A 22,858-nucleotide genomic window follows, 5' to 3' on the forward strand; every position below is an offset into this window, starting at 1 on the left:
TTGTGGTTGCCTGTTGGGCGGCCCGGAGGAGGGTGAGGGATATGATCGGGACGACCGGACCATTCCTGCTGCTGACGGCCGCGATCATCGGCCTTGCCCTTCCCGCCAATGCCGGCGCGCCGGCAAGGCCCCATCCTGATCCGCGCCACCGGCTGAGCGATGCCGAAAGGGCGGATTGCATCGCGCGCGGCGGCCATACCGCGACATTGGGCATGCTGAACGGGGAAGGCTGCGTGCTCCCCATGCCGGACGCGGGCAAGATCTGCACGGACGGATCGCAGTGCAAGGGCGGAAGCTGCCTGCTGGACGACAGGAAACCCGACTTCAAGCCGCCGAAACCGGGCCGGCTGGTGAAGGGCCAGTGCGCGGCGACGGATTACGGTTTCGGCTGCGCCTGGCGCGTCAACAAGGGGAGGGCGAACGGCATGTGCGTGGATTGAGAGGGCGGGGGCTTCGACAGGCCCGGCCCGAACGGTGTGGGCGGTGGTGCGCTATTCTGACACCGGGTGCGCCAGGCGCTTCCCGCGCAATCGCCCGTTTCTCAAAAAGTCCCGACACCAGTGCCGCGCCGCGAATAGCCTTGCCATTCACCCCCGGCACTCGCGAAGATGGGCATATGATCCGGCGCGGGGCGCGGTTGTCGCTGGAGGGGGAGAGGGCGCATGATGACGGTGTGGCCGGTGATGGCGCCGGTGATGGTGGCGGTGTCGGTGCTGGCGTCGGCGGCGGGCTCGGGCGGGTTTTCGTTTGTCGAGGCCGTGCGCGGCGGGCTGCGCACCACCCATGACATCCGGCTGGAGATCCGCCGCCCGCCGGGCTTCGCCACCGCGCGGCCGGCCAGCCGGAGCGCGGTGTTCAACACGCGCCCCTATCAGGTGACGCTCGCCGGCTTCCTCGGCCGCGACCGCGCGATCCTGCTCCATGCCGAGCGGGTGGCCGATGGCAGCGGCGCATCCGATTACGACGCGCTTCCGCCCGGTGACCTGCCGGGTTTCCGCGTGCGCACCCAATGCGCCGCGATCACCGCCGCCGATGTGGCGGAGGAGCATGACCTTGGCTGGCTGGCCGGGCATGGCTGGAATCCGGCGGGCCCGGCGCTGGCGATCCGCCAATATTTCCGCACCACGCCCGATCACAATCAGGAGGTGGTGATCTCGCTGGTCGCGAAGCTCGATCGCTGCGACGACGAAAAGGCGACCGCCGCGCTGGGCGATCTGCGCGCGCGGCTGCGCGTGCGGGATCTGGATCGCTAGAGCATTTTGAAGTCAGGCGGACTCACCTGACGACTCGCAAAATGCGGAGAACAAATAATAAATAGAGCAGGCTGCGCTTCAACCTAAGCGCAGCCTGCTCTAGCGTCCGCCGCTTGTGCGTTCAGCGCCGGGAGCGCGAGCGAGGCCATTATATCCCCCGGTTATATCCAACCATTATATCCGTCGCTTGCCCGCCCCCGGCGCTTCATGAGACATGTCCGTCACCTCGGAGGGGATTTTTCATGTTCAAGCGCCTGTTGTCCGCGTCCATCGCGTGTGTCGTCGTGCCTTCTGCCGCCATTGCCGGGGCTGCGGCGCCCGATGCCGCGCGCCAGGCGAAGGTGGATGCGGTGTTCGCCGGTTATGGCCCCGCCACGCCCGGCTGCACCGTCGGGGTGGAACAGAATGGGCGGACGCTGCTGACGCGCGGCTATGGCGCCGCCGATCTGGAGGCGAAGCGCGCGCTGACGCCCACGTCCAGCGTCTACATGGCCTCCGTCTCCAAGCAGGTGACGGCGATGGCGGTGTTGCTGCTGGTCGAGGACGGCAAGCTGGGGCTGGACGATCGCGTGCGCACGATCCTGCCCGAATTGCCCGCCTATGCCGACGCGGTCACCGTCCGCCAGCTCCTGACGCACAATAGCGGGCTGCGCGATTTCTTCACGCTGGGCGCGCTCAGCGGCATTGCGAACGACCATGTCTATACCGAGAAGGACCTGATCGACCTGCTCGGCCGCCAGCAGGGCCTGGATTTCGAACCCGATACCGATCACCTCTACAGCAACAGCGGCTATGTCGCGCTGTCGATGATCGTGCAGCGCGTGTCCGGCCAGCGGCTCGACGATTTCGCGCGGGCGCGGATCTTCACGCCGCTGGGCATGACGCAGACGCGCTTCCAGCACGATCACAACCAGCCCGTGCCCGAAAAGGCCAATGGCTATGTGAAGAGCGCCACGGGCTGGACGCTCTCCAACTCCAATCTCGACGTCGTCGGCGATGGCGGGCTCTATTCCACCGCCGGAGACATGCTGCGCTGGATCGCCAATATGGACAGCGGCAAGGTGGGCGCGAAATCGGTGGCGCTGATGCGCGTTTCCGCGCGGCTGAAGGACGGCAAGCTCACCGGCTATGGCATGGGCCTTTCGCCCGGCAAATATCGCGGCCTGCCCATCGTCCATCACGGCGGCGCGCTGGGCGGCTATCGCACCATGACCTGATGGATTCCGGGCGAGAAGCTGGGCATCGTGATTTCGTGCAACAACGGCACCGCCCGGTCCGACGAGCTGGCGGGCAAGGTCGCCAACATCTTCCTGGAGGGCAAGCTGAAGCCCGCGACCGTGCTGAACACCGCCGCGCCGGGAGAGGCGGCGCGCCCCTTTGCCGGCACCTATCGCGACGCGACCGGCGCCTATCTGGAACTCGCGCTGAAGGACGGGACGCTCGGCACCGTCCGCCCCGAACGGCCGCTCGCCCAGCTTTCCACCGGCACCTTCGCCTTTCCCAGCGATCCTGACGGCAACCGCCTCGCCTTCGACGCGGACGGCAAGGCGTTTCGCCTGTTTTCCGAAGGCAATCCGGAGCGCCGCTTCGAACGGGTGGAGAAGAGCGAGCCGACCGCGGAGGCCGCCACGGCCTATGCCGGCGATTATCGCAGCACCGAAGTGCCGATGCCCTTCACCATCCGCAATGCCGGGGGGCTGATGCTCAAGGCCGGACCGCTGCCCGAGATGAAGCTGGTCCAGACCGGACCGGACCGGTTCTGGGCGCCGGACATGGGGCTGGAACTCGTGTTCAGCCGCGACGCATCCGGCCGGGCGGGCAACCTGCTGCTCAACGCCGGCCGCGCGCGCGGGCTGAAATTCACGCGGGCGGGGTCGTAACGCGCCGGCGGCTCAGTCGTCGGCGACGGCCCTTGGCGTCAGCAAGCCGTATCGGCAGACGGGGCTGTCGTCGCCCGCCAGGCAATCGGACCAGCGGAAGAGCTTGTCGATCTCGATGACGGGGCCTTCGCTGCCGCCGCCGCCCATGCCGATATGGGCCTTGCCCGAAATCCGGCCGACGATCGTCAGGTTGGTGGAATCATGCACCAGTTCGGGATCATATGTGCCGGCGGTGCAGGCCTTGAAACTCTGATAGGTCGGCTCCGGCGTCCAGCGCGGCGCGCCATGCTCGCCGCTGGCGGCGAACAGCATCGTCAGGCAAACGCCCGCCTCGGTGCGCGTCATATGGTGGACGGCGCCCGCCCAGCGGACGCGCTGACCGACATGCCGCTCGTCCAGGGCCTGATCGGGCGTCAGCGCGGCGACCGGAATGGCGAGCAGCGCCGCGATATCCGCCGCCGCGGCGGCCTCCCGCGTGGCGGCGGGCCGGTCGGCCGGCGCGGTCGCGGAATCGACGCATCCCGACAGGATCGCGCCGCAGCACAGCGGGGCCAGCATCAGGCGGTGGAGGGTGGCGGCGGGGCGGGTTCTCATGACGCGAGCACCTTCATGACACGGGCGGACGCCCTAGTCCGCCCGCAGGCCGGGTGCAAACCGGAGATGGCTTTGCGTACGTGGATCGGGATGTGGGGGTTTCCGACCAACGATCTATTCAGACGTCAGCGGTTCCGACGCGGTCGTTCATTCGAGGAGCGCCAGCTCATTTAGGATATCATCGCGAGTCCATGGGGTATCGCGTCCTTCGATGAAACGGCCGTGGTCGTCTTCCACGAAGAAAATGGCATCGCGCGTGACTTGATCCGCAAAGTCGATGTGTTTGCTCGCTTGAATGCAATCGGCAATGTAAACTGCCGTACAGGAAGGAAGCTGTTCGTTGAGCACGGCCTGCAACAAGCGCCTTGCACCGTCCTTAGTAAGAACAAAGTTCGGTCCTTCGGAAACGACGATGAAGCCATGACCGGTCTCTCGGAGCGCTTCATTGAACGCGGCTGTCTCACTGGCGATCTCTTCAGCAAATGCCTCAGCAGAGAGTTCGCCGGTCAGGAAAGCGGTGAGGGAAGCATGTTGCATCCGTGTGAACTTGCACCGTCGAAGGTGCGTCCGCAATTACCGATCGCGCCAACATCCCTAACAGTCTTTGTTGCAGCGCCATCCACCCGCGTGCCGCGCGTTCGGCATCTTGCCCTCGCGGGCCGGCCATGTTTGATAGGCGGGGTTGGCGATCGGGCGCGGGGGCGGCGGGCTAGGGTGATGAAATATCCGCGAATATTGGCGATGGTCGCGCTCAACTGCGCGGCGGTCGCGGCGGCGCGCCCGGCCACGGAGATCGAGCGCTATTATCTCGGCCATTATGTCGTGAAGACCGAGGATTCGAAACGCATCGTGTGCCGCGTGGAGATCGCCTGGGCCGATGATGCCGGCGGCCAGTTTTCCGCGCGCGGCTGCGATGCCGTGCCTGCCCTCGCCGAATCCGCGCGATGGATCTTCGACGCGGAGAAGGGCGAGGCGCGGTTCGAGGATCCGCTGCATAAGGCGCGGTTCAGGCTGGCCGAGACCGATGCCGGCTTTATCGCGATATTGCCCGATGAGAGCCGCTACTGGTTCGAAACCCCGCCCGCGCGCCGCGCGCGCTGACCCTGCTGGAAAGAAGGATATGCCGATGATCAAGAGCCGTGGCCTGTCGTTTTGCGCCCTCATGCTGGCCAGCCTGACCGCCGGTTGCGGAAGCGGCGGCGGGGGCGGCGGATCAGGCAAATCGGCGGACTGGGCGGCCGATGCGTGCAAGAGCTTTCCGGCCGAAGCCGCCGGCAAGGCCGCCGGGGTCGCCGTCGCAAAGGCGGAGACGGTGGGCCAGACGGGCAACGAGCAGGTGCTCGTTTCCAACTGCACCTATTCCAGCGCGGACGGCGCGACCAGCTTCGGCGTGCTGCTGCGGCAGGACAAGGTGGGCGCGGAGACGATCGACGCGCAGATCGCCGGGCTGAAATCGCAGCCCGAAGCGACCGGGCCGTCGGAGGATGTGGCGATGCCCAGGGGCAAGGCGATCTGGGCGACCAGGCTGAACACGCTTTCCTATGTGCCGGAAGCGGGGCGGATGATCGTGGTCACGCCGCCCGGCGCGATCTCGTTCGGCAAGCCCCCGGCGCCGCCGGCGGAACTGAAGGCGAAGGCGGTCGCGATCGCGACGGCGGTCGAGGGCTGAGGCTAGAGCGGACCCGGCGGAACGTCCGCCCGGGTCCGGCCGACGATGAATGGAGACACGTCGTCGGCGATCTCCAGCGATGCCCGATCGGCGGTGATGCAGGTCACCGCCCCGTAGCGGGCGAGCGCGGAGAACGCCTTGATCAGTTCGTCGAAGGCGGCCGCGCCGGACCGGTCCAATCCGGTCACGACCACGCGCAACGGCAATCCCACTTCGTTGATACCCCCGGCGATCATCGAATCGATGATCGCGGCCACATTGTCGCCATGCCATTCCGGAGCGCCCAGCTTCCGCAACAGGGCCTTGTAGAAATCGCCGGGTACGTTCCAGTGCCTGGCATCGAGTTTGACGACGTTCATGACGGTTCCGGTCCTCTCGGTTCGGCCAAGCTGGATCGGTGGCGGCTTCGGGGCAATCCGATATCGTGAGCTATATGCGGATGGTGGGGATCGGGTGGTTAGCCGATGGTCCGCTTGCGGTGCCGCGCACACGGTTAGCTGCCGTCTCGTCCGACACCTGCTCAATCCCACCAGAGATACCACCATTCCGATGCCATGAGAGTGGCCGCGAGAGCGGAAATCGTTCCAACACCCTGATCGACGATGTCGGGGCAATATCCGTACTGCTCCCGCGCAAGTTTCATCGCACTTTCACGGGTTTTCGGCCGACCGGCTGCTCGCAAATTAATTGTGTCGCCGTTTATACCAACCAGATCGACAGCAAACGCGCTGTGCCATGATCGCAAGGCGGCAACATGGTGTTCCGGCGGAGGGCATGCATTCCAATCGCCCCACCGCAAATAGGCAGGAACCTCCCACCCGAACTTCGTCGGGATTAGGAGAATATGTACTCGGTCGTGAAACTTGCCCGAGAGGATGTTGGTTGCGAGGCTAGGACCGGGAGGCCCGACATCGACCTTTGGCGGCCAATCACCGACAGGCGCTCTTAGGTCGTCCGCCGCATATGCACCTGACCATTTCTGGAGATCGGTTGGGAAAGTCAGCTTGGCTGCGGCGGCGAGAATGTCTTTGGGAGAACGCACCTCCAGGCCAGGTGCAGACACGCCGGAAACGCCCGGGTTATTCATCGAGAACTGATCTGCAATCCGTTCTAGATCATTGTCTTCGCCAATGATCACCGGCCAGCCGCGCCCTGCGCTTTTGAGCTTTTCCCATTCCTCTAGCGCCTGCGCGCCCGAAACAGTGATCCGTTCATATGGAAGAGCCGCCATCAAACGAGCGCGCATGCCTTCGTATTCGGCGCGCTGCTCGGGCGTAAGGGGTGTAAGATCAGGCGGTACCGGTTCAGCGTGCGTTGATCGTGTGGCGACGGTCAAGCCGGTCGCCGCGAGCCCCCCCAGGACCAATCGTCGCGTCAGTTCCATATCCTCGCATCGCACGGATTTGTTGACGTCCGCAATTGGGCACCGGCGTTCAGACCGCTTTCATCCCCGTCGTTTCACCCCTGCGCCAGCGCGTGATCCAGCGCCGCGCAAACGGCGGTCACCTGTGCGCGGATGCATTCCTCCGGGTTGGTGCGGGGGCTGTCGGGATAGACTTCGGTGGTGGTGGTGAAGCGCGCGCCGCTGATGCAGCCGCAAAGCCCGAGCTTCGCCAGCGGATATTCGATCACGCCATGCGCGACGACGGGGGAGCCGATGATCTCTCCGGCCGCGTCGGGCGGGGCGATGTGCGTCACCCGTTCGACCGCCGCTACGATCGCCTGCTGGAAAGCGGGCTGGGGGTTCGCGCTGTCGTCCACCAGGTAGAAGCCGTCGGGAATCAGCTCCGGTTCGAAGGGCTTGCCGTCGCGCGCGGCCAGCGCGGGGCGGAACTCGCCTTCGTCGCTGTCGGTGGTTTCGTGCAGGTCGATATGCAGCAGGAAGGGATGCTCCACCGAACGCACCAGCGCGATCAGCGCGGTGGATTCGCGCGCCGGGCCGTCCGCGCGGAAATTGCGGTTGGGATCGATCGCATCGTAATTCCAGCGATTGATGCGCTCATAGGCCCAGGGGCTGACGCAGGGCGCCACCAGCAGATTGACGCGGCCCGCATAGTCGGCCGCGCGCGTCTCCAGGAAATCGAGCGCGCCCATCACGCCGCTGGTTTCGTAACCATGCACCCCGCCCGTCACCAGCGCGGTGGGCAGCGCGGGATCGAAATCGCGATCGCGCAGCGCGAGCAGGTCATAGCGTTCGCCGGCATAATCGAGCGCGCCATAGACCAGCCTTTCGTACCGATCGGCCAGCGCTGTGACGCGCGGCACGACATCCTCGTCATAGCGGCGGCGGCGCGGCTGCCGCGCGCGCCACTGGTCCAGTTCCTCCCGGCCCCAGGGCTGGCCCGGGGTGCCCACGGGATAGAAGCTGTCGTCTGCCATGCCATTCTCTCTGTATGGACGCGTCGATCACGCGGGAATTTCCGTGCTGTTACCGCAGTTCTGCGCCGTTAGGGAAGCCACCGGGGGAGCCGCGGGGGCAAGCGCATCGCCCGTGCCCGCCGCGCTTGCTTCGGCGATCATGGGCGCTAGGCTCCGTGGATGATGATCGAGGTTCCGGTACGCCTTCAGGATGGAGGGATCGTCTGAGCAGGGGTGTTTTGGCGTTGTTGGCGCTGTTGCCGCTGGCGCTGCCGGCCGCCGGCACCGCGCATGCGCGCGATATGTCGGCGGCGGTGTTCCGGTCCCCCGCGGCCTTTGTGGGCCGGCAGGTGACGGTTTGCGGCCATATGCCCGATATCGCCAATATCAGGCGCGGCCCCCGGCCATCGGACAAGGGCCTGGCGGTGGCGCTGCCCACCGCCGAAATGGGCCGCTCGCTGCGCGGCGGCGGGCGCCGGTGCCTTGAGGGCGAGATATTCGCGACCGGATGCGATGGCGAGCCATGCAGCGGCTGGGCCTATCCCTTCGGCATCAAGGTTCGCCGCGCGATCGTGCGATAGGGCGGGTGGCGGCCAATCGCCGCCATCAAATATCGCCGCCCTTCCATGTCTTCGCCGCGACCCTTGCCGACAATCCGGGCAGCCGGCGTGGATTCATCTTCTGGTGAGACAATCGCGGCTAAGTCCGGATCCAGTGTCGCGATCGGATTACTTCGCCGAAGCTGAGCCAGCATGGCCGGGCCGATCCGCGAGACTGGGGGATGATGGGGAGAGATTGCGACATGACCGGATTCAAGACGCGCCTGTTGAAGGGACTGGCGAGCGCCGCGCTGCTGGCCGCCGCCGGCGCCGCGCCCGCCGAAACCATCCTGGAGATTCCCGATCGCGGCGAATCCGGCGGGCTTGAATATCGGATGACCTTCACGGTGGCCGAAGGCGATCTCCAGTTGCTGGCGCGGACGCACAAGAACGCGTGCGAGGCGCTTGGCGCCGCCCGGTGCAGGGTGATCGAATTCGGGCCGCACGAGAGCGGCAGGGGCAGTTCGGGCTCGGCCCGGTTCGTCCTGGCGCCGGGCACGACGCCGGCGTTCATGGCCGGCATCACCCGATCGACCGGCAAGGCCAATTTCTCCATCGACAACGACGGATCGCAGCGTTCCGGGCGGAGGAACCAGGCGGAGCTGGAGGTGGAGAAGCAACTCCTGCTTGCGCAGCGGGACAGGCTGGCCGCGCTCAAGATCACCCAGTCGCCCGAAAGCCTCGAGCTGATCGAGCGCAAGCGATCGAGCATCGAATCCCAATTGTCGCGCACCGACGAGCAGATGGCGCGGCTCGCCAAGCGCGCGGCGGTGGAAAGCCTCACCATCCGCTATCAGGACGCGAACCGCTATGGCCGGCCGCGATCGGCCTATGGCGACGGGCTGGACCTGATCGAATCCAAGTTCATCTTCGCGATGGTGGTGGTGACCGGCATCGCGCTGCTGACCGTGCTGTATTTCGGCATCATCTGGCTGGCGTTCCTGGGCCTGCGCAAATTCGCGATCAATCGCGGCTGGCTGAAAGGGAAATAACGCGGCAATCCCCGCCGGCGCCGTGATGCCGGCGGGAATTGCCGCAGCGCGCTGTTTCACCGCAATTCAGCCTGGCTGGCCTGCGGCCCGGCGCCGGCAGGTGATGCCACCTGCCCGGAGAATCATGTTTTACCGCGATTTTCGGGTCGTTCGATGATTCCATCGAACTACAAATCGCTCTAGCGCTGCGGCGCGCCCGTGGCCGGAGCGGATCCCGCGACGGGAGCCGTGACAGGCGCCGCGACGGGAGCGGGAGCCGCCGCCGGAACCGCTAGCGGCTCGACGCGCGCGGTGGTGAAGGTGACGGGCAGATCCTCGTCCAGAAAACCCTTCAGGATGCTGCCGGACGCGATGTGCGCGCTGGTGCCGGTGGTGAAGAAACCGGCGATCGGCACGAACGCCACGGCGGCGACGACGCCCGCCGTGCCCGTCACGCCCTTGTCGTTGAAGGCGCCGGTGATGCGGATCTGGCGATCGCCGACGCGCACATAGAGCAGCCGCCCCTCGATCGCGCCCGATTTGCCCCACATCCCCTTGTTGCGGACGTTCGTGATCTCCCCCATGCCCGGCGAACCGGCGGGGATCACGACCTGGCCGTTGAGCATGACGGCTTCGGCGACCTCGACATTGAAGCGTTCGCCGACGCGCAGCTTCTTCTTCTTGGTCGTCAGTTCGACAAGCGTGCGCACCGGCACGACCGTTCCCGTCCGCAGGATGCTTTCCTGCTTCGGCGGCGCGATCTGCGCGACGGACGCTGTCAATTGCGGTGCGGCGGGCTGCGCCGCCGATGGCTGTGGCGCGGCCGTTTCCTGCGCGACGGCAGGCGCGCTCGCAAGCGCGAGCAACATTGCGATTCTCATGGACCCTCTCCCCCTATGGTTGGCATGGCGGGTGGCTTGGAGATTGCCGAGTCCAGACTGATCCATTTCGGATCAATCTCGCTTTCCGTCGGCAAGCCGTGTTAAAGCCGGCCGCGCCAATCCGTGAGGCGGCGCATCGGCAAAGGTGAGGCATGGCCGTCAGAGTTCTCAGGGCCCTTCTGCTTCCCATTGCGCTGACGGCTTGCCATCCGTTCGCGATGTTCGAAACTGACGAAGAGACGCTGGTGCCGCCGGACAAGGTGGCGGCGGTGCGGCTGCTCGTCGATAGCCGTCCGCTGCCTCCGTCCGCCGCCAATGTCCGCATGCATCTCCGCCAGTTTCAGGATCCCCAGCTCTGGGTGATGTTCGACGCCGATCTGGAAGAGGCGCGGGCATTCGCGCGCAAGCTGATCGGCGGGCCGTTGCATCCGGTGCGCAAGGTCGGCCTCGGCGCTGACGACGAGATCGCGTGGTGGCCGAAATCGATGCCGGCGGGGGCGGAAGGGGGCGAGGATATGATCGCCGACGATGCGATGCCCGCCGTGAAGGTGATGCTGCTGCCGCGCGGGACGCGGGCGACCGTCTGGGTCTTCACCTTTTCCGACTAGGGCGGGGCACTTCGCGCGCCAGCAGATCGCGCGGCGGTTGAAGGCGCTGCGCCCCTATTCGGGCATTTTCCAGCGCAGCGCCCTTTTGAGATAGCGCAAGCCATCGAAGCGCGGCGCGTCCGCGGCGAATTCGTAGCGGGCGCGCCGCAGGAACTGCGCGCAGGTGGTGTTGTCGAGCATGGCGCTGCCGGGGCCTGATCCGGTGAGCGGCCGGCAGGTCTTGACCGTGCCATCCCGGCTGATGCCGAGCAGGACGACGGTGGCGCTTTCCAGATTGTAGCGGATCGCGGAGGGGGGATAATCGTCCGCCATGATCGAGAAGATCAGCCTGCCGTCCGCCGCGCGCAGGCGATCGCCGTCCGCGACGGTATCGGGCGGATAGATGATCGTCGTGTTGCGATAGGCCGGGCTGGGAAAAGCGTAGAGTTCCGGCGCGGGCGGATTGTTGAAGAAGCTGAACCTCACATCCACGAAGCCGCGCCGAAACGGCGCCGCCATGCCCGGCAAGAGCTGGAAACTGGCCGATTTCATCAGTTGCGCGCAGCCGGTCCGCGCCGCCTGTGGCAGCAATTGCTGGCCGGCATCGCATCCGACGGGCTTGCCCGAGGGATCGAACCACAGCCGGACGGTGAACGACACCCCGCTGCCGCCCGGCGGGGCGACCACATCGAAGCCGGTGGGATCGGGCTCGAACCTGAACCTGCCGGCGCCTTCCAGCTCCAGGGTATCCTCCGTGACGAAGACCGACCCGAGATCGACGCGCATGGGCGCCGCCTGGCTCGCCTGCGCCTGAAGCGCGGCGGCGAGCGCGAACCACGACAAAGCCAAATGAACCCCCAAACCTGTTGTCCGCGCGGCGCTGGGCCGGCTGGCGGCGATCCTAAGCATCGTGCGGAAAAGTGGGAACCGGTTTTCCGGGCGTCAGTCCCGCGCCGCCGCCGCCTCCCGGTAAAGCGTGAGAAGCTGGCGGCGGGTGGCGCGGGCCACGTCGTAATCCGGATCGTTGCGCGCCAGCCCCGCGCAGCTTTCGATATCGCCATGGTGGCGGGCATCGCGGTCGCAGCGCGTGATCCAGGGCGCGCGGCCTGCCATCGCCCGCTGGTGGAGCGCGCGGGCTTCGGCGCACACCGTCTCCGCGCCGTCGGTGCAGCCCTGCGCGAGCGCGAGATAGGCGACATAGTCCGCCCTGTCCGCGTCCCGGGCTGTGCGGCCGCGCGTTTCCCGGGTCGCCTGGGCCAGGAAATGGCAGCCCTCCGGATCGATCATCAGCGCGTCGTTATGCAGGAAACAGGCGCGCGCCAGCAGATCGCGCGCGGTGGCGGGATCGCGTTCCACGCCGGTTCCGGTGAGCGCCATCCAGCCCAGATATTTGCAGGCATAGGGGCCTTGCCCCGGATCGTCGCCGTCGCACACGCGGGCGAGCCGCTGCCGCGCGCGAGCATAGTCGCGCAATTGCCGGTTGTGCAGATAGAGCTTGCCCGCTTCATAGCAGCCGGCGGTGATCAGCCCGGCCGCGCATGACTTGTCATGATGCCCCAGCGCGGCGCGCAGGTCGCCGCCGCGCGCGGCGCTGACGCCGCTGCTCCAGCAGCTATCGACGTTGGATTCCGCCTTGCACGGGGGCGACTGGGCGGCGGGCGGCGGATAGTCGATGGGATAGTTGGGAAGGGAGTCGCCGTCCGATCCCTTTTCCCGCCCGATCGCGCGCATGCCCGCCAGCAACCGGTCATGCACGCGGACGATCGTTTCCGGGCGGCAGGAGAGAGTGGCGAGCGCCTTGCCTGCGCGGCTGACGGTCAACAGGCCGAAGGGGTGCAGCGCTGTCGGATCGGGCGCCTGCCCGTCGCGGAAGCCGGCGGCGAAGCGATAGGCGGTGTCGCCGTTCATGAAGGTCGCGATCTCGCCGATCGTGTCGCCCGGTCCATCCTCGCGCCGGTAGTCGAGGGCGGAGAGCGGGCTGGCGAGCGTCAGTTCGGGCGACTGGCCCGGCCGGCCATAGCGATAGATGGCGCGCGTGCCCGCGATCGATATCGCGGCCTCACGATCCTGTCCCGCGATCCGGCAGCGCAGCACCGTATCCTCGCCGGGTGGCGGGGCGGCGGTGGCGGCGCTTGCCCAGAGGCACAGCAGCGCCGCGCCGAAAAAGCATATCAATCGCTGGATCACTCGTTCGTCGCCTTGCCGGTGCCATCGGCCGGATCGCCCGCACGCGCCATCTCCAGCGCCTTCGCGGCCTCCCCGGCGGATTCGGTCGCGGGATCGAGCGCCAGCGTGCGTTCCAGCAGCGCGATCGCGCGGGCGATGTCGCGTTCGCGGCCATTGCCCGTCTGATAGGCGCGGCCGAGCGTGAAGCAGCTTTCGGCGGCGCCCAGCCCGCACGCCTTTTCGAACAGGGCCAGCGCGCGCTGGCGATCCCTGGCGCCGCCGCGCCCGTCATCCACCATCATGCCGAGATTGCCGCACGCATCGGCGTCGTCCGCATCGCAGGACCGTTCGAACAGCGCGGCGGCGCGGCGGTGGTCGCGGGCGACGCCCAGCGCGTCGCGATAATGCACACCCAGATTGTAGCAAGCATGCTGGTCGCCCGCCTCGCACGCCTGGCCGAACAGCCGCGCCGCGCGCCGGCGATCGCGCTTCACGCCCTTGCCCAGCGAATAGGATGCCCCGAGGTTGGCGCAGCCGCCGCGCCCGCCCGCATCGCATGCCAGCTGGAACAACTGGGCCGCGCGGGCCGGATCGGCGGGCACGCCCTGGCCGTTCACATAGGCGAGGCCGAGATTGGAGCAGCCCGTCGCCTCTCCGCCGTCGCACGCCTTCGCATAATAGGATGCCGCGCGTTCGGCGGAGATTTCAACACCGCGCCCCGCGCCGTGGAGATAGCCGGCCATGGTGCAGCCGTTCATGTTCCCCCGATCGCAGCCCTGCGCGAACAGCGCCGTCGCGCGCGCCGCGTCCTCGGGAACGCCGTCCCCCTTCAGATGACGATGGCCGAGCGCGGTACAGGCCTCGCCATCCGCGTCCGCGCAGCGCGCCGCCAGCGTGGCGGGGGCATCGTCGTCCTCGGCATCGGGCGCATCGTCCGCCGGCGCGGCATCGGCGCGCGCCGCCTCGGGCTCGGTCCGGACGGTCTCGGTGCGCGGGGCATCCTGCGCATGGAGCGGCGCGGCAAGGCCCATCACCATGAGCGCCAACAGGGCGCGGCGGAGCATGGGGCGGGGGCGATACGCGTGGTTCATGGAACGAATTTCCGGGAATCGCCGCGTTACTGGCCGCCGCGCACGGCATAGTCGAAGCGGATCGTGTGGATGCCCGATCCCGACGTGTTCACAAAGGCCATGAGCACATGTTCCGGCCGCTTCATCTCGAAATGGCAGAATTCGAAATATTGCTCTTTCCGGCAGGTCGCGGCCTTCGGTTTGCCGAGGATGCCGGTCAGATGCGCGAGTTGCTTGCGCAGTTCCGCCAGCCCCCTGGCATTGCCGATTTCCTTTACCTCCCTCGATCCCGGAAAACGCTGCACGGTGAGGACGAAGCTTTCGTCGGTCACCATCTTTTCGATCGTCGCCTGATCGCCGGCGACCAGCGCGTCGACGAACGCCCTGGCGACGGCCTCGTCAACGGGCGGCGGCGGCGGGGGCGGCACCCGGACGGGGCATTCCGGCGAATATTTGCGGCGGTGGACCACGGCGAAGGTCGGCGATCCGCGATCGGCCGACAGGATCAGCAACAGGTCTCCACTGTCGCAGCCCGTGGCGACCTGCTGCCGCGCGGGACAGGCATAGTCGACGACATGGGCGTCAGGCGGCATGGCCCGGACATCGCCCTGCCGGCAACCGGCGAGCAGTGCGATGGCCTTTCGCCCGTCGATGGTGGCGCTTCCCGTTTCGCCGACCTCCTCGATCACCGGAAAGCCCTGTTCGATCCGCGCGGCATCGCCGGCCTCGACCGCCCGGATGGCGGCCGCCACATGCGGCGGCACGTCCGCCGCCGCGATGCTGGCCATTTGCAGGCCCGCGCCAATCACCACCCCCAGCATCATCGGCCATTCTCCACCAGGGCACTGTCCATTCCGCACGCGCCTTTCGTGAAAGGGATGCGGATTCGATCCCGCGCTGCTATGGCGTTCTTGGCGAGGAGGCCGATCGGGAGCAAGCGCCATGCGCATCGTTGACGCGGCGAATGTGACGGCGCCCGCCTATCTCGCGATCCTGTCGAAAGGCTATGCGGTGCGAAACGGCGGCGGCCTGATGATCGCCGAGCGGGACGGGAACTGGTTCGCGGCGGAAGGCCCCCGTCGCGCTGCTCGGCCTGATCGCGATGGCCGAAATCAGGGGCGAAGCCTGGCATACCTCCGACGAGGAGATCGGCGAATATCTGGCCGGATTCGGCTAGGTCGCGAACTCATAAACGGCCGCTTTCCGCAGAAGGGCGGAATGACTGGATTTGGGTGGGAAGCGGTCCCGCCTACCGAATGAGGTGAAGAGCGATTTTAACGTCCAAAAGCGAAGTTGCGATTGTTGCGCCTGTAACGTCTGCCCCCTCGTTTAGTGCGTTATCCACCGCATTGAGATCGGCGCTGCTAGAAGCAATCAGTTTGTAAACCTCGTGATCCATCACGCCTTTGCTGCGATGATCACGAGCGACTTTGAGACCTTGAACATATTCGGGTTGCCGCATCAGTTTCGCATTCAAAAGCTCTCCATCGCGCCCGCTCACGGTTACGTTCGGATCGAAATCGACTACCCCCAATTCTTCCAAGATTGGTCGGCTGAAGGCTATCGGCAGAAATGCCAGCAATCTTCGTGCTTGCCCCTCATCAAATCCGTTCCGCCTCAAGGCAGCTACCTGTCCGTCTTCACCGGCATCCCACGCCGCAGCAATGACCTCGGCTGCGCGCACAATTTGCGCTTCCGGCATGGGTTTCGTTTTTCGCCAAGGTAGTTTCATCGGATAAATCTACCCGGCAGTCCAAAGGTCCGCAATTGGGGCGTTTGCCGACTGGCCGCTTTCATGAATCTACGGCCTGGATCGCAGACTCATGAAAAACGGCCTGCCCGCTACTGCCCATTGCGGACTTTCGCCGGCGCGTGTCACCATGCCGGTGATGCGCTTTCAAACGACTATGATGTCTGGCGCCGTTCGCCGGCCTGCGGCCGCGGCGATCCTGATCGCCCTGCAGGTGTCCGCGGTGGAGGCGGCACCGGCTTCCGCCTCCCGTTTGCCCGCCATCGTCAGGCAACATGTGAAAGACATCCATTATCATTGCAGTCGTTCAGGGGGCATCCCGCCCAGATCGCCTCGCCTTGTCCGGATCATCGAAATCACAAATGATGGACAACCCGACTATCTGGTTGATCTATCGCACTATAGCTGCCGTAATTCGGAGTCGTTCATGCACGGCGGACACAATGGGTCCCCGATCTGGATCTTCGTTGGCGGGCCAAGGCGTTCCGCGCGTCTGGCCTATGACGGCTACAGCCATGGCGTGGAACTCACGTCCAGGCGGGGAAAGTCTCGCCTCTGGCTGAAAGTTGCCGCGTCGGCATGTGGCCAACCGCCAGGAACAGCCCGTGCTTTCAGTGACTGGTGGTTCTGCTCGCGTCCCCTTGACTGGAATGGCCGAGCGAGGCGGTTCGTTTTCGCTCCCCTCGGCGAAGTACGGGACATTGCCCGGCCCGGGTGAGTCCGGCGGCAATCCCTTCGGCAAGCCGAACGAACCAGATCGGCCGCTCCAAGCTTTTGTTTCACCGCATGCCCGCCCGCGCGCGATCGCTTATTCGGCGATGGCCCTTGACGATGCCGTCATCGCGGTGCGGCCCGCATAACGCTCCGCGAAATTCAGATGCGTCTGGCGGATGGCGGTATCGGTGGCGCGTTCGGCGGCGGCGCGGCATTCGCGTTCGCGGCGGATATAATAATCGGTCTGATTTTCCTGGGGCATGGCTGGCCTCCGGCTTCAACAAGCGGCGGCGCAACAGGATTACCGTCATTCAGCGCCGGCTTGCGGTTCAACCGTGGCGCCATTGCCCCGCTATACACGAGAATGGCCGTGCGAGTCCTGATCCAGATCAACGCGCGCGGGAGACGGGCTGTTCGCCGGCGTGGTTGACGGCGGGCGGGGCGATCTGGGATGCCGCGTCCCGGCGGTCCGTTCGCGTCCGGGTCGTGCGTTTCAGGGGGGAGGGGATGATGCCGGCGGCGATGCTGGGGTTGATGGTGGCGGCCATGGCGGGCGCCGGGCAGGCGGCCAGCGCTGAGAATCCCGTCGATTGGGCATTGCCCGATCGTGTCGATCCGCACGCCGTACCGGTGGATTACCGGGTGATGGAGCCCGCGCGATACCGCCTGCCCGTCAGCGATTCGCTGCGTGCGGCGACCTGGGACATGCTGGAGCGAAAGCCCGCCGCGCCCGTCACCGTGCGGCTGGCCTGCGCGGTATGGCGGCACGGGCGCGCCACCGATTGCGTCGATGCCGCGCTGGTGCCGCCGGGACAGACGGTGATCGACTGGGCGCAGTTGCGCGATCGCGACGCGGCGGCCGAACGATCGGTGGACATGGCGCGCATCCAGCTTCGCCGGGTGGCGGCGGAGCGCATCGGCGCGGCGCTGCTGCCCAAGGGCGCCGCCGATGCCCCGCTGGCCACGATCGGCTTTTTCGAGGAGGTGATCTCCCCCGCCGACGCGCGCGCGCCCTTCGCGGCGAAGGACGCGACGGCGATTGTGCGCGCGGTGATGGCCGCGCCCGTTGATATCGCGCTGGTCGGCGATCTGTATCCCGCTATCGCCATCCGCCGACGGGTGACCGCGCGCGTCGCCATGACGTGCCGGATCACCGATGCGCTGCGGCTGCTGTGCCGTGATCCGGGCACGATCGATTATGCGCCCGGCAGCGATCCCGGCACGCCTTCCCGGATTCCCGGCGCGCTGCGCAACGCCACCTATCAATTCGCATCCACCCTGCGCTTCCTGCCGAAGACCGGGGATGGCGAGGATGTGGCGGGGCGGGCATATCGGGTGTCGATCAAGTGGCAGATGCCGGGGGAGTGAGGCAATGACGCGACATGGGCGGCGGCTGATCGCCGTCGCGGCGGCGCTGGTGCTGGCGGCGGGAAGCGCCGACGCGCGCGAGCTGAAGGACGTGAATATTGATCTGCGGGCGACGCCGGTAGAATATGGCGTTGTCGGCCCCGCCGACTTCGCGCTGCCCACCGGCGAATCCGTCCGCGCAGCAACCTGGGACGAGCTTGCCGTCAGGCCCGACCGGCCGGTGACACTGCGCCTGGCCTGTTCGGTGATGATCATCAGCGGCGCGCCGGGCGCCTGTGTCGATGCCGCGCTGGTGCCGCCGGGGCAGAAGACGCTGGACTGGGAGAGGATCCGCGGCCTCGACGAAGCGAAGATGCAGGCCGCCGGCGCGGCGGACCGCGCGCTCCGCCTTGCCGCCAACCTGCGGATCAATGCCGCGCTGCTCACCGCGCGGCCCGCGTCGAAGGAGATGTTCGTCGTCAAATTCTTCGAGGAGGTGATCTCCCCCGCCGATGCGCGCCCGCCCTTCGTCGATGCGGATGCGCCGCTGATCACGGGGCTGGTGAGAAAGCCGGTGGACAGCGCGGTGCTGATCAACCTCTATCCCACCCTTGCCGTGCGCTATGCCGTGGCCGCGCGCGTCAGCATGATCTGCCGGATCACCGATGCGCTGCGGCTGCTGTGCCGCGATCCCGGCACGGTCGAATTCGCCGCCGATCCGCCCGCCGAGGTGCGCGGCGCCATCGCCTATTCGTTGCGCCATGCGACCTATCAATATGCGTCGGTGATGCGCTTCGAGGCGAAGAACAAGGATGGCGAGGATGTGGCGGGCCGCGCCTTCCGCGTTTCCCTCCGCTGGGAAATCCCCCAGCATTGAGCGCGATGCGGATATCGTCCCAGTTCGCGGCGGTGGCGGCGCTCGCGCTGGCCGGGCCGGGAATGGCGCGGGATGTGCAATCCCCGCCGCCGCTGGCGCCGTCCGCGCCCGCCCCGAAGGAAGATGAGCCGGCCGGAAGCGGGAGCCTGCATCTGGATGCGGTGCCGATCGATTACGCGCTTGTCGGCCGCGACGAATATCGCGTGCCGATCGGCGAGTCCGTGCGCGCCGAGACCTGGGATCGGCTGGCCGTGAAGCCCGACCGGCCGGTGACGGTACGGATGGCCTGTGTGGTGTGGATGAACGGGCAACCGGGCGCTTGCGTGAATGCGGCGCTGGTGCCGCCGGGGCAGAAGACGGTCGACTGGAAGAAGATCCGCGAACGGGCCGATCTGGCGGGTCGTTCGGCCGCCCCGATGGACGTGAGGCTGCGCGCGATCGCCGGCGAACGCATCGGCGCCGCGCTGGTCGGCGAGCGCCCGAAGGACGGCCCGACGATCGCCATCCGCATCTTCGAGGAAGTGATCTCCCCCGCCGACGCGCGCGCGCCCTTTCGCGAGGGCGATGCGCCGCTGGTCAAGAGCCTGAGCCTGACGAAGCCGGTGGACCGGGAGCTTGCCAAGGGCCTCCACCCCGCCATCGCCATCCGCCATGGGGTGAACGCGCGCGTCACCATGGTCTGCCGGATCACGGAGGTGTTGCGGCTGCTGTGCCGCGAACCCGGCACGATCGAGTTCGCGCCCGGCACCAGCGCCGCGCTCCAGGCCCTGCTTACCCCGGATCTGCGCCGCGCCACCTATCAGTTCGCGACGCTGCTCAACCTGCTGCCGACGAACAAGGACGGGGAAGCGGTGGCCGGCCGGGCCTATCGCGTGATCGTGGGCTGGCGGATGCCGGAATAGGGGCGCCGAAGAAGAACATATTGAGAACAAAATCGCGCGGGCCTATCCTGCCGCCTTTCCGATTCGATGATGGAGGACGGCATGGACATGGTGATGGAGGGCATTCCGGCCCCGGTGATGACGGACGCCGATCTGTCACGATCGATCGCCGGCTGGCTGAAGGCCGCGCCGAGGACATTGCTGGTCGGCCTCCATGACGATGCGCTGCGCGACCGGGCGGCGAAGGAACTGGGCGAACTGATCGTCGCCGAACTGACGATGAGCTATCCCGAGCTTTGCGCGGCGTCGGCGCCGAGGTTCGAGTTCTAGGGGGTGGCGGTTGCGCCAGCCCGTGCCGGTCCACCATCCGTCGCGCCCGGCATGGGCCTTGTCGTATGGGCCGGAACGAACGCCCGGCCGGGGCTTTCACGATCCGCGAGAATGGACGGCGGAGCAGGGCTTTGAACAGCGGTGATCGATACGGCGGCGGTGGACGACGGGGAGAAAGATGGACTGGCGGGCGATCGGCCCGATGATCGGGCGGGAATGGTATGGGGAGAAGCCGCTCCCCTTCGCGGCGTGGCTGCTGAAGCAGGCGGATCGTGACGAAAGGCTGGGCGTGTTGATCGCGGCGGCGCGCGCGGACGAGGATTTCCCCAAGCGCGGAACCCCCGAAAAGGTGCGTCGGCGGCTGGGCGCGATGCTGGACGACGGCGATATCGCGCGTGCGCTCGACGATGCCGAGCTCGACTGGATCTGCGCCTAGCGCGATCGCGGCTTTCCCACGGCCTCGCGGGTGGGGGAATCGGTCCGAAACGGAGCGAGCCGTGGCTTGCGCGGGCATGGCGCGTCGGCCACATCTTCGTCATGATCCGCCGCGCCGCCATTTTCGCCATGCTCGCCGCCTGCGCGGTCGCCTCGCCCGCGACCGGTGCGCCCGGGAACGCCGGCCGGTCGGAGATTTCGAAATCGCTCAAACTGATCGGGAAGCACGCCGTTGATCCGGTGGATGCGGGCAAGCTCGCGTCAGACTGTGTCGAGGCCATGCGCCTGCGCCCAGCCACCGCCGCTGCCGCCACCAACACCGCCACCGACAATGCCGCCGCCATCAACGCCAACGCCGCCTCGGCCAGGGATGTGACGTCTCCGATGGCGGTGTTCGATCGCTTGCGTGCGGCGGGCGACGACGAGCGGGAGCTGGTGCGCGCCTGCGTCGAAGCTATGCTCCAGCAAACCGGCCGTGCCGGGCGGTATATCGATATCGAGAGCGAGAGGCGGATGCAGGCGCGCGGCCCGGCGGGCCTGGGGCTGACCATCGCGGCGGATCAGGGGCTTCCCTATATCGTCGACCTGACACCTGGCGGCCCCGCTGAAGCCGGATTGCGAAAGGACGACCGCATACTCTTCATCGACGGGCAACCGACACAGGGCATGACGCTGGACGAGGTGATCCGTCTTGCGCGCGGCGCGGACGGATCGGTCGCGTCGCTGACGGTCAAAAGGGGCGATACGGCACCGTTCGATCTCAGCCTGACGCGCTCGCTCGCCATCGAGGGTGAGCCGCGATCATGGGTGGACGAGGGTATCGGCATCATCCGGATCACGCGCTTCGCCCCCCGCACGGCGGAACTGATCGCAGCGGGCGTAAAGCGCCTGGGCGGGGCCGTCTCCAGGGGATATGTCATCGACCTTCGCGGCAATGGCGGCGGCCTGCTCGACACGGCGATCGAGACGGCGGACCTGTTTGTCGAAAAGGGCGTTATCGTCACCAATCAGGGGCGGGCCATCGGCGACGTGGAGCGCTGGTATGCAAAGCCGGGCGACATGACGAATGGCCTGCCCCTGATCGTGCTGATGGACGGAAACACGGGCGGCGGCGCGCTGATCCTGGCGAGCGCGTTGAAGCTGTACAGGGGAGCGCGGCTGATCGGTCGGACCACGGTCGGCCCCCCCTTTATCCGGAGCCTGCTCTTGCCAAGCGACAGGATAGCGCTGGAAGTGACGACGTCGCGCCTTATCCTGGCCGATGGCGCGACGAGCGGCGCACCCGGCATCGCGCCCGATATCGAGATTCCGGCCGAGGACGAGACGGACACGGCGCGCGACGCGCTGGCGCGGGCGATCGCGCTGCTTTCGGCGGCGCGTCAGGCGGCGGGCGCTGAATGACGCGTGTCGCGTCCGGGCGCATGCGGATGGGGAGCACGGCATGTATCGATGGTTCGTCGTCGCGCTGATCGCCGGCACGGGCGCCGCCCAGGCCGCCGGGACGGCCACGCCCAGGGTGATCGCGTGCACCCTGTCTTCGGCGGGCGGCTGTGGAGAGGACGGCATGTGCATGGTGGACCCGGTGCGCCAGGACAATTTCGTCATCACCTTCGATCTGGCGCGCCAGCGTTTCTCGTCCCCATGGGGGCGGGGGCGGATCACGCGGCTTTGGGAACATCACGACGGCACCCATCGGATGGCGCTGTCGTCCCCGCCCGCCGGGGCGGAACTGACATTCTCGAGCGACTGGAGCCAAGGGGGCCGGGACGAGGCGGGATATAGCTGCAGGATCGTTCGCCGATGATGCTTTGGAGGCGTGCGCCGATGGGGCGATGGGCCTTGGGCGGCTGCGTGCTCGCCCTGGCGGCACCGCTTGCCGGTCAGCAGCCCGGCAGCGCCGATCCCAGCGCGGGGCCGGTGCCGATCGAGCCGGCGGGATGGGTGAAGGCGGCGGACTTCCAGCGAGCCGCCAGCGCCAAGGGATTGCATGGCGCGGTGCGGTTCGTGCTCGCGATCGATGCCGGCGGCACGGTCTATCGCTGCGATATCGTCCGCTCCAGCGGCGTGCCCGCGCTCGATCAGCAAAGCTGCGCGCTGATGCTGGTACGGGGGAAATTCAGGCCGGCGCTGGATCGGGCGGGCGCCGCCGTGCCCGGCGAATGGTCGCGAAGAATATCCTGGGGGCAGCCGGGCGGTGCCGATGTCGAGAGCGATTATGACGCGATCATCAATGTGCGGGCGCTCCCGTTCGGGAAGAAATCCGCGAGTGTCGCGGTTCGCGAGCTTCTCTCCGCCGACGGCACGCGGGAAGCCTGCGCGGTTGAGAGAACCAGCGGTGATGCCGATCTGGACCAGCAGGCCTGTGCGCTTATCGCGCAAGTCGCGTCCGCGCCGCCGCTGAAGGCGGCGGACGCGACGCCGGTTCGCGGCATGCGGGTTCGGCGCATCGGCTTTTTCGTCGGGGGACAATGATATGGCGGGGGTGGGATTTTTCGC

At 67.1% G+C, this 22,858-nt stretch carries 30 protein-coding genes; 18 read left to right on the forward strand and 12 right to left on the reverse strand.

Features of this window, described 5'->3' with window-relative positions:
- The first annotated feature begins 41 nt into the window (after nucleotides 1–41).
- From ACODTA_RS24655 to ACODTA_RS24670, 4 genes are all read left to right on the forward strand, one after another.
- The gene (locus tag ACODTA_RS24655) at nucleotides 42–440 is read left to right on the forward strand and encodes a hypothetical protein (protein WP_489069639.1); all 399 of its coding nucleotides are present in this window, start codon (nucleotides 42–44) and stop codon (nucleotides 438–440) included.
- Between the two features lie 222 nt (nucleotides 441–662).
- Nucleotides 663–1,253, forward strand: coding sequence for a hypothetical protein (locus ACODTA_RS24660; RefSeq protein ID WP_489069641.1), 591 nt, complete (start codon nucleotides 663–665; stop codon nucleotides 1,251–1,253).
- A 242-nt stretch (nucleotides 1,254–1,495) separates the two neighbouring features.
- Complete coding sequence (locus ACODTA_RS24665) at nucleotides 1,496–2,470, forward strand: serine hydrolase domain-containing protein (protein ID WP_489069643.1); 975 nt, start codon at nucleotides 1,496–1,498, stop codon at nucleotides 2,468–2,470.
- 27 nt (nucleotides 2,471–2,497) lie between these two features.
- Complete coding sequence (locus ACODTA_RS24670; protein WP_489069645.1) at nucleotides 2,498–3,133, forward strand: hypothetical protein; 636 nt, start codon at nucleotides 2,498–2,500, stop codon at nucleotides 3,131–3,133.
- 12 nt (nucleotides 3,134–3,145) lie between these two features.
- Here ACODTA_RS24670 and ACODTA_RS24675 read toward each other — a convergent pair whose 3' ends face one another.
- Both ACODTA_RS24675 and ACODTA_RS24680 read right to left on the reverse strand, forming a co-directional pair.
- Complete coding sequence (locus ACODTA_RS24675) at nucleotides 3,146–3,727, reverse strand: Slp family lipoprotein (protein WP_489069647.1); 582 nt, start codon at nucleotides 3,725–3,727, stop codon at nucleotides 3,146–3,148.
- A 147-nt stretch (nucleotides 3,728–3,874) separates the two neighbouring features.
- Nucleotides 3,875–4,264 (reverse strand): hypothetical protein, encoded by a 390-nt coding sequence (locus ACODTA_RS24680; protein ID WP_489069649.1) that lies wholly within the window; start codon nucleotides 4,262–4,264, stop codon nucleotides 3,875–3,877.
- A 180-nt stretch (nucleotides 4,265–4,444) separates the two neighbouring features.
- On the opposite strand from ACODTA_RS24680, the gene ACODTA_RS24685 reads away from it, so the two are divergent.
- Both ACODTA_RS24685 and ACODTA_RS24690 read left to right on the forward strand, forming a co-directional pair.
- On the forward strand, nucleotides 4,445–4,828 hold the full coding sequence (locus ACODTA_RS24685) for a hypothetical protein (protein WP_489069650.1): 384 nt from the start codon (nucleotides 4,445–4,447) through the stop codon (nucleotides 4,826–4,828).
- A gap of 25 nt (nucleotides 4,829–4,853) precedes the next feature.
- Nucleotides 4,854–5,396, forward strand: a complete 543-nt coding sequence (locus ACODTA_RS24690) for a hypothetical protein (protein ID WP_489069652.1) — start codon at nucleotides 4,854–4,856, stop codon at nucleotides 5,394–5,396.
- Nucleotides 5,397–5,398: 2 nt separating this feature from the next.
- Here the strand turns inward: ACODTA_RS24690 and ACODTA_RS24695 are convergent, their stop codons facing one another.
- From ACODTA_RS24695 to ACODTA_RS24705, 3 genes are all read right to left on the reverse strand, one after another.
- The gene (locus tag ACODTA_RS24695; RefSeq protein WP_489069654.1) at nucleotides 5,399–5,755 is read right to left on the reverse strand and encodes a barstar family protein; all 357 of its coding nucleotides are present in this window, start codon (nucleotides 5,753–5,755) and stop codon (nucleotides 5,399–5,401) included.
- A gap of 161 nt (nucleotides 5,756–5,916) precedes the next feature.
- Complete coding sequence (locus ACODTA_RS24700; protein WP_489069656.1) at nucleotides 5,917–6,780, reverse strand: DUF4253 domain-containing protein; 864 nt, start codon at nucleotides 6,778–6,780, stop codon at nucleotides 5,917–5,919.
- A 74-nt stretch (nucleotides 6,781–6,854) separates the two neighbouring features.
- Nucleotides 6,855–7,775, reverse strand: coding sequence for a M14 family metallopeptidase (locus ACODTA_RS24705; protein WP_489069658.1), 921 nt, complete (start codon nucleotides 7,773–7,775; stop codon nucleotides 6,855–6,857).
- A gap of 227 nt (nucleotides 7,776–8,002) precedes the next feature.
- Between ACODTA_RS24705 and ACODTA_RS24710 the strand changes: the two genes are divergently transcribed.
- Together ACODTA_RS24710 and ACODTA_RS24715 are read left to right on the forward strand one after the other, a co-directional pair.
- Entirely contained in the window at nucleotides 8,003–8,335 is a 333-nt protein-coding gene (locus tag ACODTA_RS24710) for a hypothetical protein (RefSeq protein ID WP_489069659.1), read from the forward strand.
- Between the two features lie 221 nt (nucleotides 8,336–8,556).
- A complete protein-coding gene (locus ACODTA_RS24715) occupies nucleotides 8,557–9,345 on the forward strand; it encodes a hypothetical protein (protein WP_489069661.1) in 789 nt (262 codons plus the stop codon).
- Nucleotides 9,346–9,524: 179 nt separating this feature from the next.
- Here the strand turns inward: ACODTA_RS24715 and ACODTA_RS24720 are convergent, their stop codons facing one another.
- Nucleotides 9,525–10,205 carry a hypothetical protein gene (locus ACODTA_RS24720; RefSeq protein WP_489069663.1) on the reverse strand — a complete coding sequence of 227 codons (681 nt, stop codon included), beginning with the start codon at nucleotides 10,203–10,205 and terminating at the stop codon, nucleotides 9,525–9,527.
- Between the two features lie 218 nt (nucleotides 10,206–10,423).
- Here ACODTA_RS24720 and ACODTA_RS24725 point away from each other — a divergent pair, with 218 nt between their 5' ends.
- Complete coding sequence (locus ACODTA_RS24725) at nucleotides 10,424–10,813, forward strand: hypothetical protein (RefSeq protein ID WP_489069665.1); 390 nt, start codon at nucleotides 10,424–10,426, stop codon at nucleotides 10,811–10,813.
- Nucleotides 10,814–10,867: 54 nt separating this feature from the next.
- Here the strand turns inward: ACODTA_RS24725 and ACODTA_RS24730 are convergent, their stop codons facing one another.
- From ACODTA_RS24730 to ACODTA_RS24745, 4 genes are all read right to left on the reverse strand, one after another.
- A complete protein-coding gene (locus ACODTA_RS24730) occupies nucleotides 10,868–11,641 on the reverse strand; it encodes an energy transducer TonB (protein WP_489069667.1) in 774 nt (257 codons plus the stop codon).
- 93 nt (nucleotides 11,642–11,734) lie between these two features.
- Nucleotides 11,735–12,979: a tetratricopeptide repeat protein gene (locus tag ACODTA_RS24735; RefSeq protein WP_489069669.1), complete on the reverse strand. Its 1,245-nt coding sequence runs from the start codon at nucleotides 12,977–12,979 to the stop codon at nucleotides 11,735–11,737.
- Entirely contained in the window at nucleotides 12,976–14,022 is a 1,047-nt protein-coding gene (locus tag ACODTA_RS24740; RefSeq protein ID WP_489069671.1) for a tetratricopeptide repeat protein, read from the reverse strand. The genes ACODTA_RS24735 and ACODTA_RS24740 overlap by 4 nt, the downstream gene beginning before the upstream one ends.
- 53 nt (nucleotides 14,023–14,075) lie before the next feature.
- The gene (locus ACODTA_RS24745; RefSeq protein ID WP_489069673.1) at nucleotides 14,076–14,852 is read right to left on the reverse strand and encodes a hypothetical protein; all 777 of its coding nucleotides are present in this window, start codon (nucleotides 14,850–14,852) and stop codon (nucleotides 14,076–14,078) included.
- Nucleotides 14,853–14,970: 118 nt separating this feature from the next.
- On the opposite strand from ACODTA_RS24745, the gene ACODTA_RS24750 reads away from it, so the two are divergent.
- A complete protein-coding gene (locus ACODTA_RS24750; protein WP_489069675.1) occupies nucleotides 14,971–15,288 on the forward strand; it encodes a hypothetical protein in 318 nt (105 codons plus the stop codon).
- Here ACODTA_RS24750 and ACODTA_RS24755 read toward each other — a convergent pair.
- Nucleotides 15,278–15,760, reverse strand: coding sequence for a hypothetical protein (locus ACODTA_RS24755; RefSeq protein WP_489069677.1), 483 nt, complete (start codon nucleotides 15,758–15,760; stop codon nucleotides 15,278–15,280). The two genes, ACODTA_RS24750 and ACODTA_RS24755, sit on opposite strands and share 11 nt — an antisense overlap.
- Nucleotides 15,761–16,586: 826 nt before the next feature.
- Nucleotides 16,587–16,754 (reverse strand): hypothetical protein, encoded by a 168-nt coding sequence (locus ACODTA_RS24760; RefSeq protein WP_489069679.1) that lies wholly within the window; start codon nucleotides 16,752–16,754, stop codon nucleotides 16,587–16,589.
- 248 nt (nucleotides 16,755–17,002) lie between these two features.
- Between ACODTA_RS24760 and ACODTA_RS24765 the strand changes: the two genes are divergently transcribed.
- The 8 genes from ACODTA_RS24765 (at nucleotide 17,003) to ACODTA_RS24800 (ending at nucleotide 22,834) form a co-directional block, all read left to right on the forward strand.
- A complete protein-coding gene (locus tag ACODTA_RS24765) occupies nucleotides 17,003–17,860 on the forward strand; it encodes a hypothetical protein (RefSeq protein ID WP_489069681.1) in 858 nt (285 codons plus the stop codon).
- A 4-nt stretch (nucleotides 17,861–17,864) separates the two neighbouring features.
- The gene (locus ACODTA_RS24770; protein ID WP_489069683.1) at nucleotides 17,865–18,716 is read left to right on the forward strand and encodes a hypothetical protein; all 852 of its coding nucleotides are present in this window, start codon (nucleotides 17,865–17,867) and stop codon (nucleotides 18,714–18,716) included.
- Between the two features lie 5 nt (nucleotides 18,717–18,721).
- The gene (locus ACODTA_RS24775; protein ID WP_489069685.1) at nucleotides 18,722–19,618 is read left to right on the forward strand and encodes a hypothetical protein; all 897 of its coding nucleotides are present in this window, start codon (nucleotides 18,722–18,724) and stop codon (nucleotides 19,616–19,618) included.
- An 81-nt stretch (nucleotides 19,619–19,699) separates the two neighbouring features.
- Nucleotides 19,700–19,927: a hypothetical protein gene (locus tag ACODTA_RS24780; RefSeq protein WP_489069687.1), complete on the forward strand. Its 228-nt coding sequence runs from the start codon at nucleotides 19,700–19,702 to the stop codon at nucleotides 19,925–19,927.
- A 178-nt stretch (nucleotides 19,928–20,105) separates the two neighbouring features.
- Nucleotides 20,106–20,363, forward strand: a complete 258-nt coding sequence (locus tag ACODTA_RS24785; protein ID WP_489069689.1) for a hypothetical protein — start codon at nucleotides 20,106–20,108, stop codon at nucleotides 20,361–20,363.
- 101 nt (nucleotides 20,364–20,464) lie between these two features.
- Nucleotides 20,465–21,763 carry a S41 family peptidase gene (locus ACODTA_RS24790; protein WP_489069691.1) on the forward strand — a complete coding sequence of 433 codons (1,299 nt, stop codon included), beginning with the start codon at nucleotides 20,465–20,467 and terminating at the stop codon, nucleotides 21,761–21,763.
- A gap of 40 nt (nucleotides 21,764–21,803) precedes the next feature.
- On the forward strand, nucleotides 21,804–22,166 hold the full coding sequence (locus ACODTA_RS24795) for a hypothetical protein (RefSeq protein ID WP_489069693.1): 363 nt from the start codon (nucleotides 21,804–21,806) through the stop codon (nucleotides 22,164–22,166).
- Nucleotides 22,167–22,186: 20 nt separating this feature from the next.
- Complete coding sequence (locus tag ACODTA_RS24800) at nucleotides 22,187–22,834, forward strand: energy transducer TonB (protein ID WP_489069695.1); 648 nt, start codon at nucleotides 22,187–22,189, stop codon at nucleotides 22,832–22,834.
- Nucleotides 22,835–22,858 lie beyond the last annotated feature (24 nt).

Source organism: Sphingomonas sp. FG14, from assembly GCF_057809675.1.

Coding starts and splice junctions, on each gene's coding strand:
- ACODTA_RS24655 (WP_489069639.1), top strand. CDS start 42: ATGATCGGGACGACCGGACCATTCCTGCTGCTGACGGCCGCGATCATC.
- ACODTA_RS24660 (WP_489069641.1), top strand. CDS start 663: ATGATGACGGTGTGGCCGGTGATGGCGCCGGTGATGGTGGCGGTGTCG.
- ACODTA_RS24665 (WP_489069643.1), top strand. CDS start 1,496: ATGTTCAAGCGCCTGTTGTCCGCGTCCATCGCGTGTGTCGTCGTGCCT.
- ACODTA_RS24675 (WP_489069647.1), bottom strand. CDS start 3,727: ATGAGAACCCGCCCCGCCGCCACCCTCCACCGCCTGATGCTGGCCCCG.
- ACODTA_RS24680 (WP_489069649.1), bottom strand. CDS start 4,264: ATGCAACATGCTTCCCTCACCGCTTTCCTGACCGGCGAACTCTCTGCT.
- ACODTA_RS24685 (WP_489069650.1), top strand. CDS start 4,445: ATGAAATATCCGCGAATATTGGCGATGGTCGCGCTCAACTGCGCGGCG.
- ACODTA_RS24690 (WP_489069652.1), top strand. CDS start 4,854: ATGATCAAGAGCCGTGGCCTGTCGTTTTGCGCCCTCATGCTGGCCAGC.
- ACODTA_RS24695 (WP_489069654.1), bottom strand. CDS start 5,755: ATGAACGTCGTCAAACTCGATGCCAGGCACTGGAACGTACCCGGCGAT.
- ACODTA_RS24700 (WP_489069656.1), bottom strand. CDS start 6,780: ATGGAACTGACGCGACGATTGGTCCTGGGGGGGCTCGCGGCGACCGGC.
- ACODTA_RS24705 (WP_489069658.1), bottom strand. CDS start 7,775: ATGGCAGACGACAGCTTCTATCCCGTGGGCACCCCGGGCCAGCCCTGG.
- ACODTA_RS24715 (WP_489069661.1), top strand. CDS start 8,557: ATGACCGGATTCAAGACGCGCCTGTTGAAGGGACTGGCGAGCGCCGCG.
- ACODTA_RS24720 (WP_489069663.1), bottom strand. CDS start 10,205: ATGAGAATCGCAATGTTGCTCGCGCTTGCGAGCGCGCCTGCCGTCGCG.
- ACODTA_RS24725 (WP_489069665.1), top strand. CDS start 10,424: ATGTTCGAAACTGACGAAGAGACGCTGGTGCCGCCGGACAAGGTGGCG.
- ACODTA_RS24740 (WP_489069671.1), bottom strand. CDS start 14,022: ATGCTCCGCCGCGCCCTGTTGGCGCTCATGGTGATGGGCCTTGCCGCG.
- ACODTA_RS24745 (WP_489069673.1), bottom strand. CDS start 14,852: ATGATGCTGGGGGTGGTGATTGGCGCGGGCCTGCAAATGGCCAGCATC.
- ACODTA_RS24750 (WP_489069675.1), top strand. CDS start 14,971: ATGCGCATCGTTGACGCGGCGAATGTGACGGCGCCCGCCTATCTCGCG.
- ACODTA_RS24755 (WP_489069677.1), bottom strand. CDS start 15,760: ATGAAACTACCTTGGCGAAAAACGAAACCCATGCCGGAAGCGCAAATT.
- ACODTA_RS24760 (WP_489069679.1), bottom strand. CDS start 16,754: ATGCCCCAGGAAAATCAGACCGATTATTATATCCGCCGCGAACGCGAA.
- ACODTA_RS24765 (WP_489069681.1), top strand. CDS start 17,003: ATGCCGGCGGCGATGCTGGGGTTGATGGTGGCGGCCATGGCGGGCGCC.
- ACODTA_RS24770 (WP_489069683.1), top strand. CDS start 17,865: ATGACGCGACATGGGCGGCGGCTGATCGCCGTCGCGGCGGCGCTGGTG.
- ACODTA_RS24775 (WP_489069685.1), top strand. CDS start 18,722: ATGCGGATATCGTCCCAGTTCGCGGCGGTGGCGGCGCTCGCGCTGGCC.
- ACODTA_RS24780 (WP_489069687.1), top strand. CDS start 19,700: ATGGACATGGTGATGGAGGGCATTCCGGCCCCGGTGATGACGGACGCC.
- ACODTA_RS24785 (WP_489069689.1), top strand. CDS start 20,106: ATGGACTGGCGGGCGATCGGCCCGATGATCGGGCGGGAATGGTATGGG.
- ACODTA_RS24790 (WP_489069691.1), top strand. CDS start 20,465: ATGATCCGCCGCGCCGCCATTTTCGCCATGCTCGCCGCCTGCGCGGTC.
- ACODTA_RS24795 (WP_489069693.1), top strand. CDS start 21,804: ATGTATCGATGGTTCGTCGTCGCGCTGATCGCCGGCACGGGCGCCGCC.
- ACODTA_RS24800 (WP_489069695.1), top strand. CDS start 22,187: ATGGGGCGATGGGCCTTGGGCGGCTGCGTGCTCGCCCTGGCGGCACCG.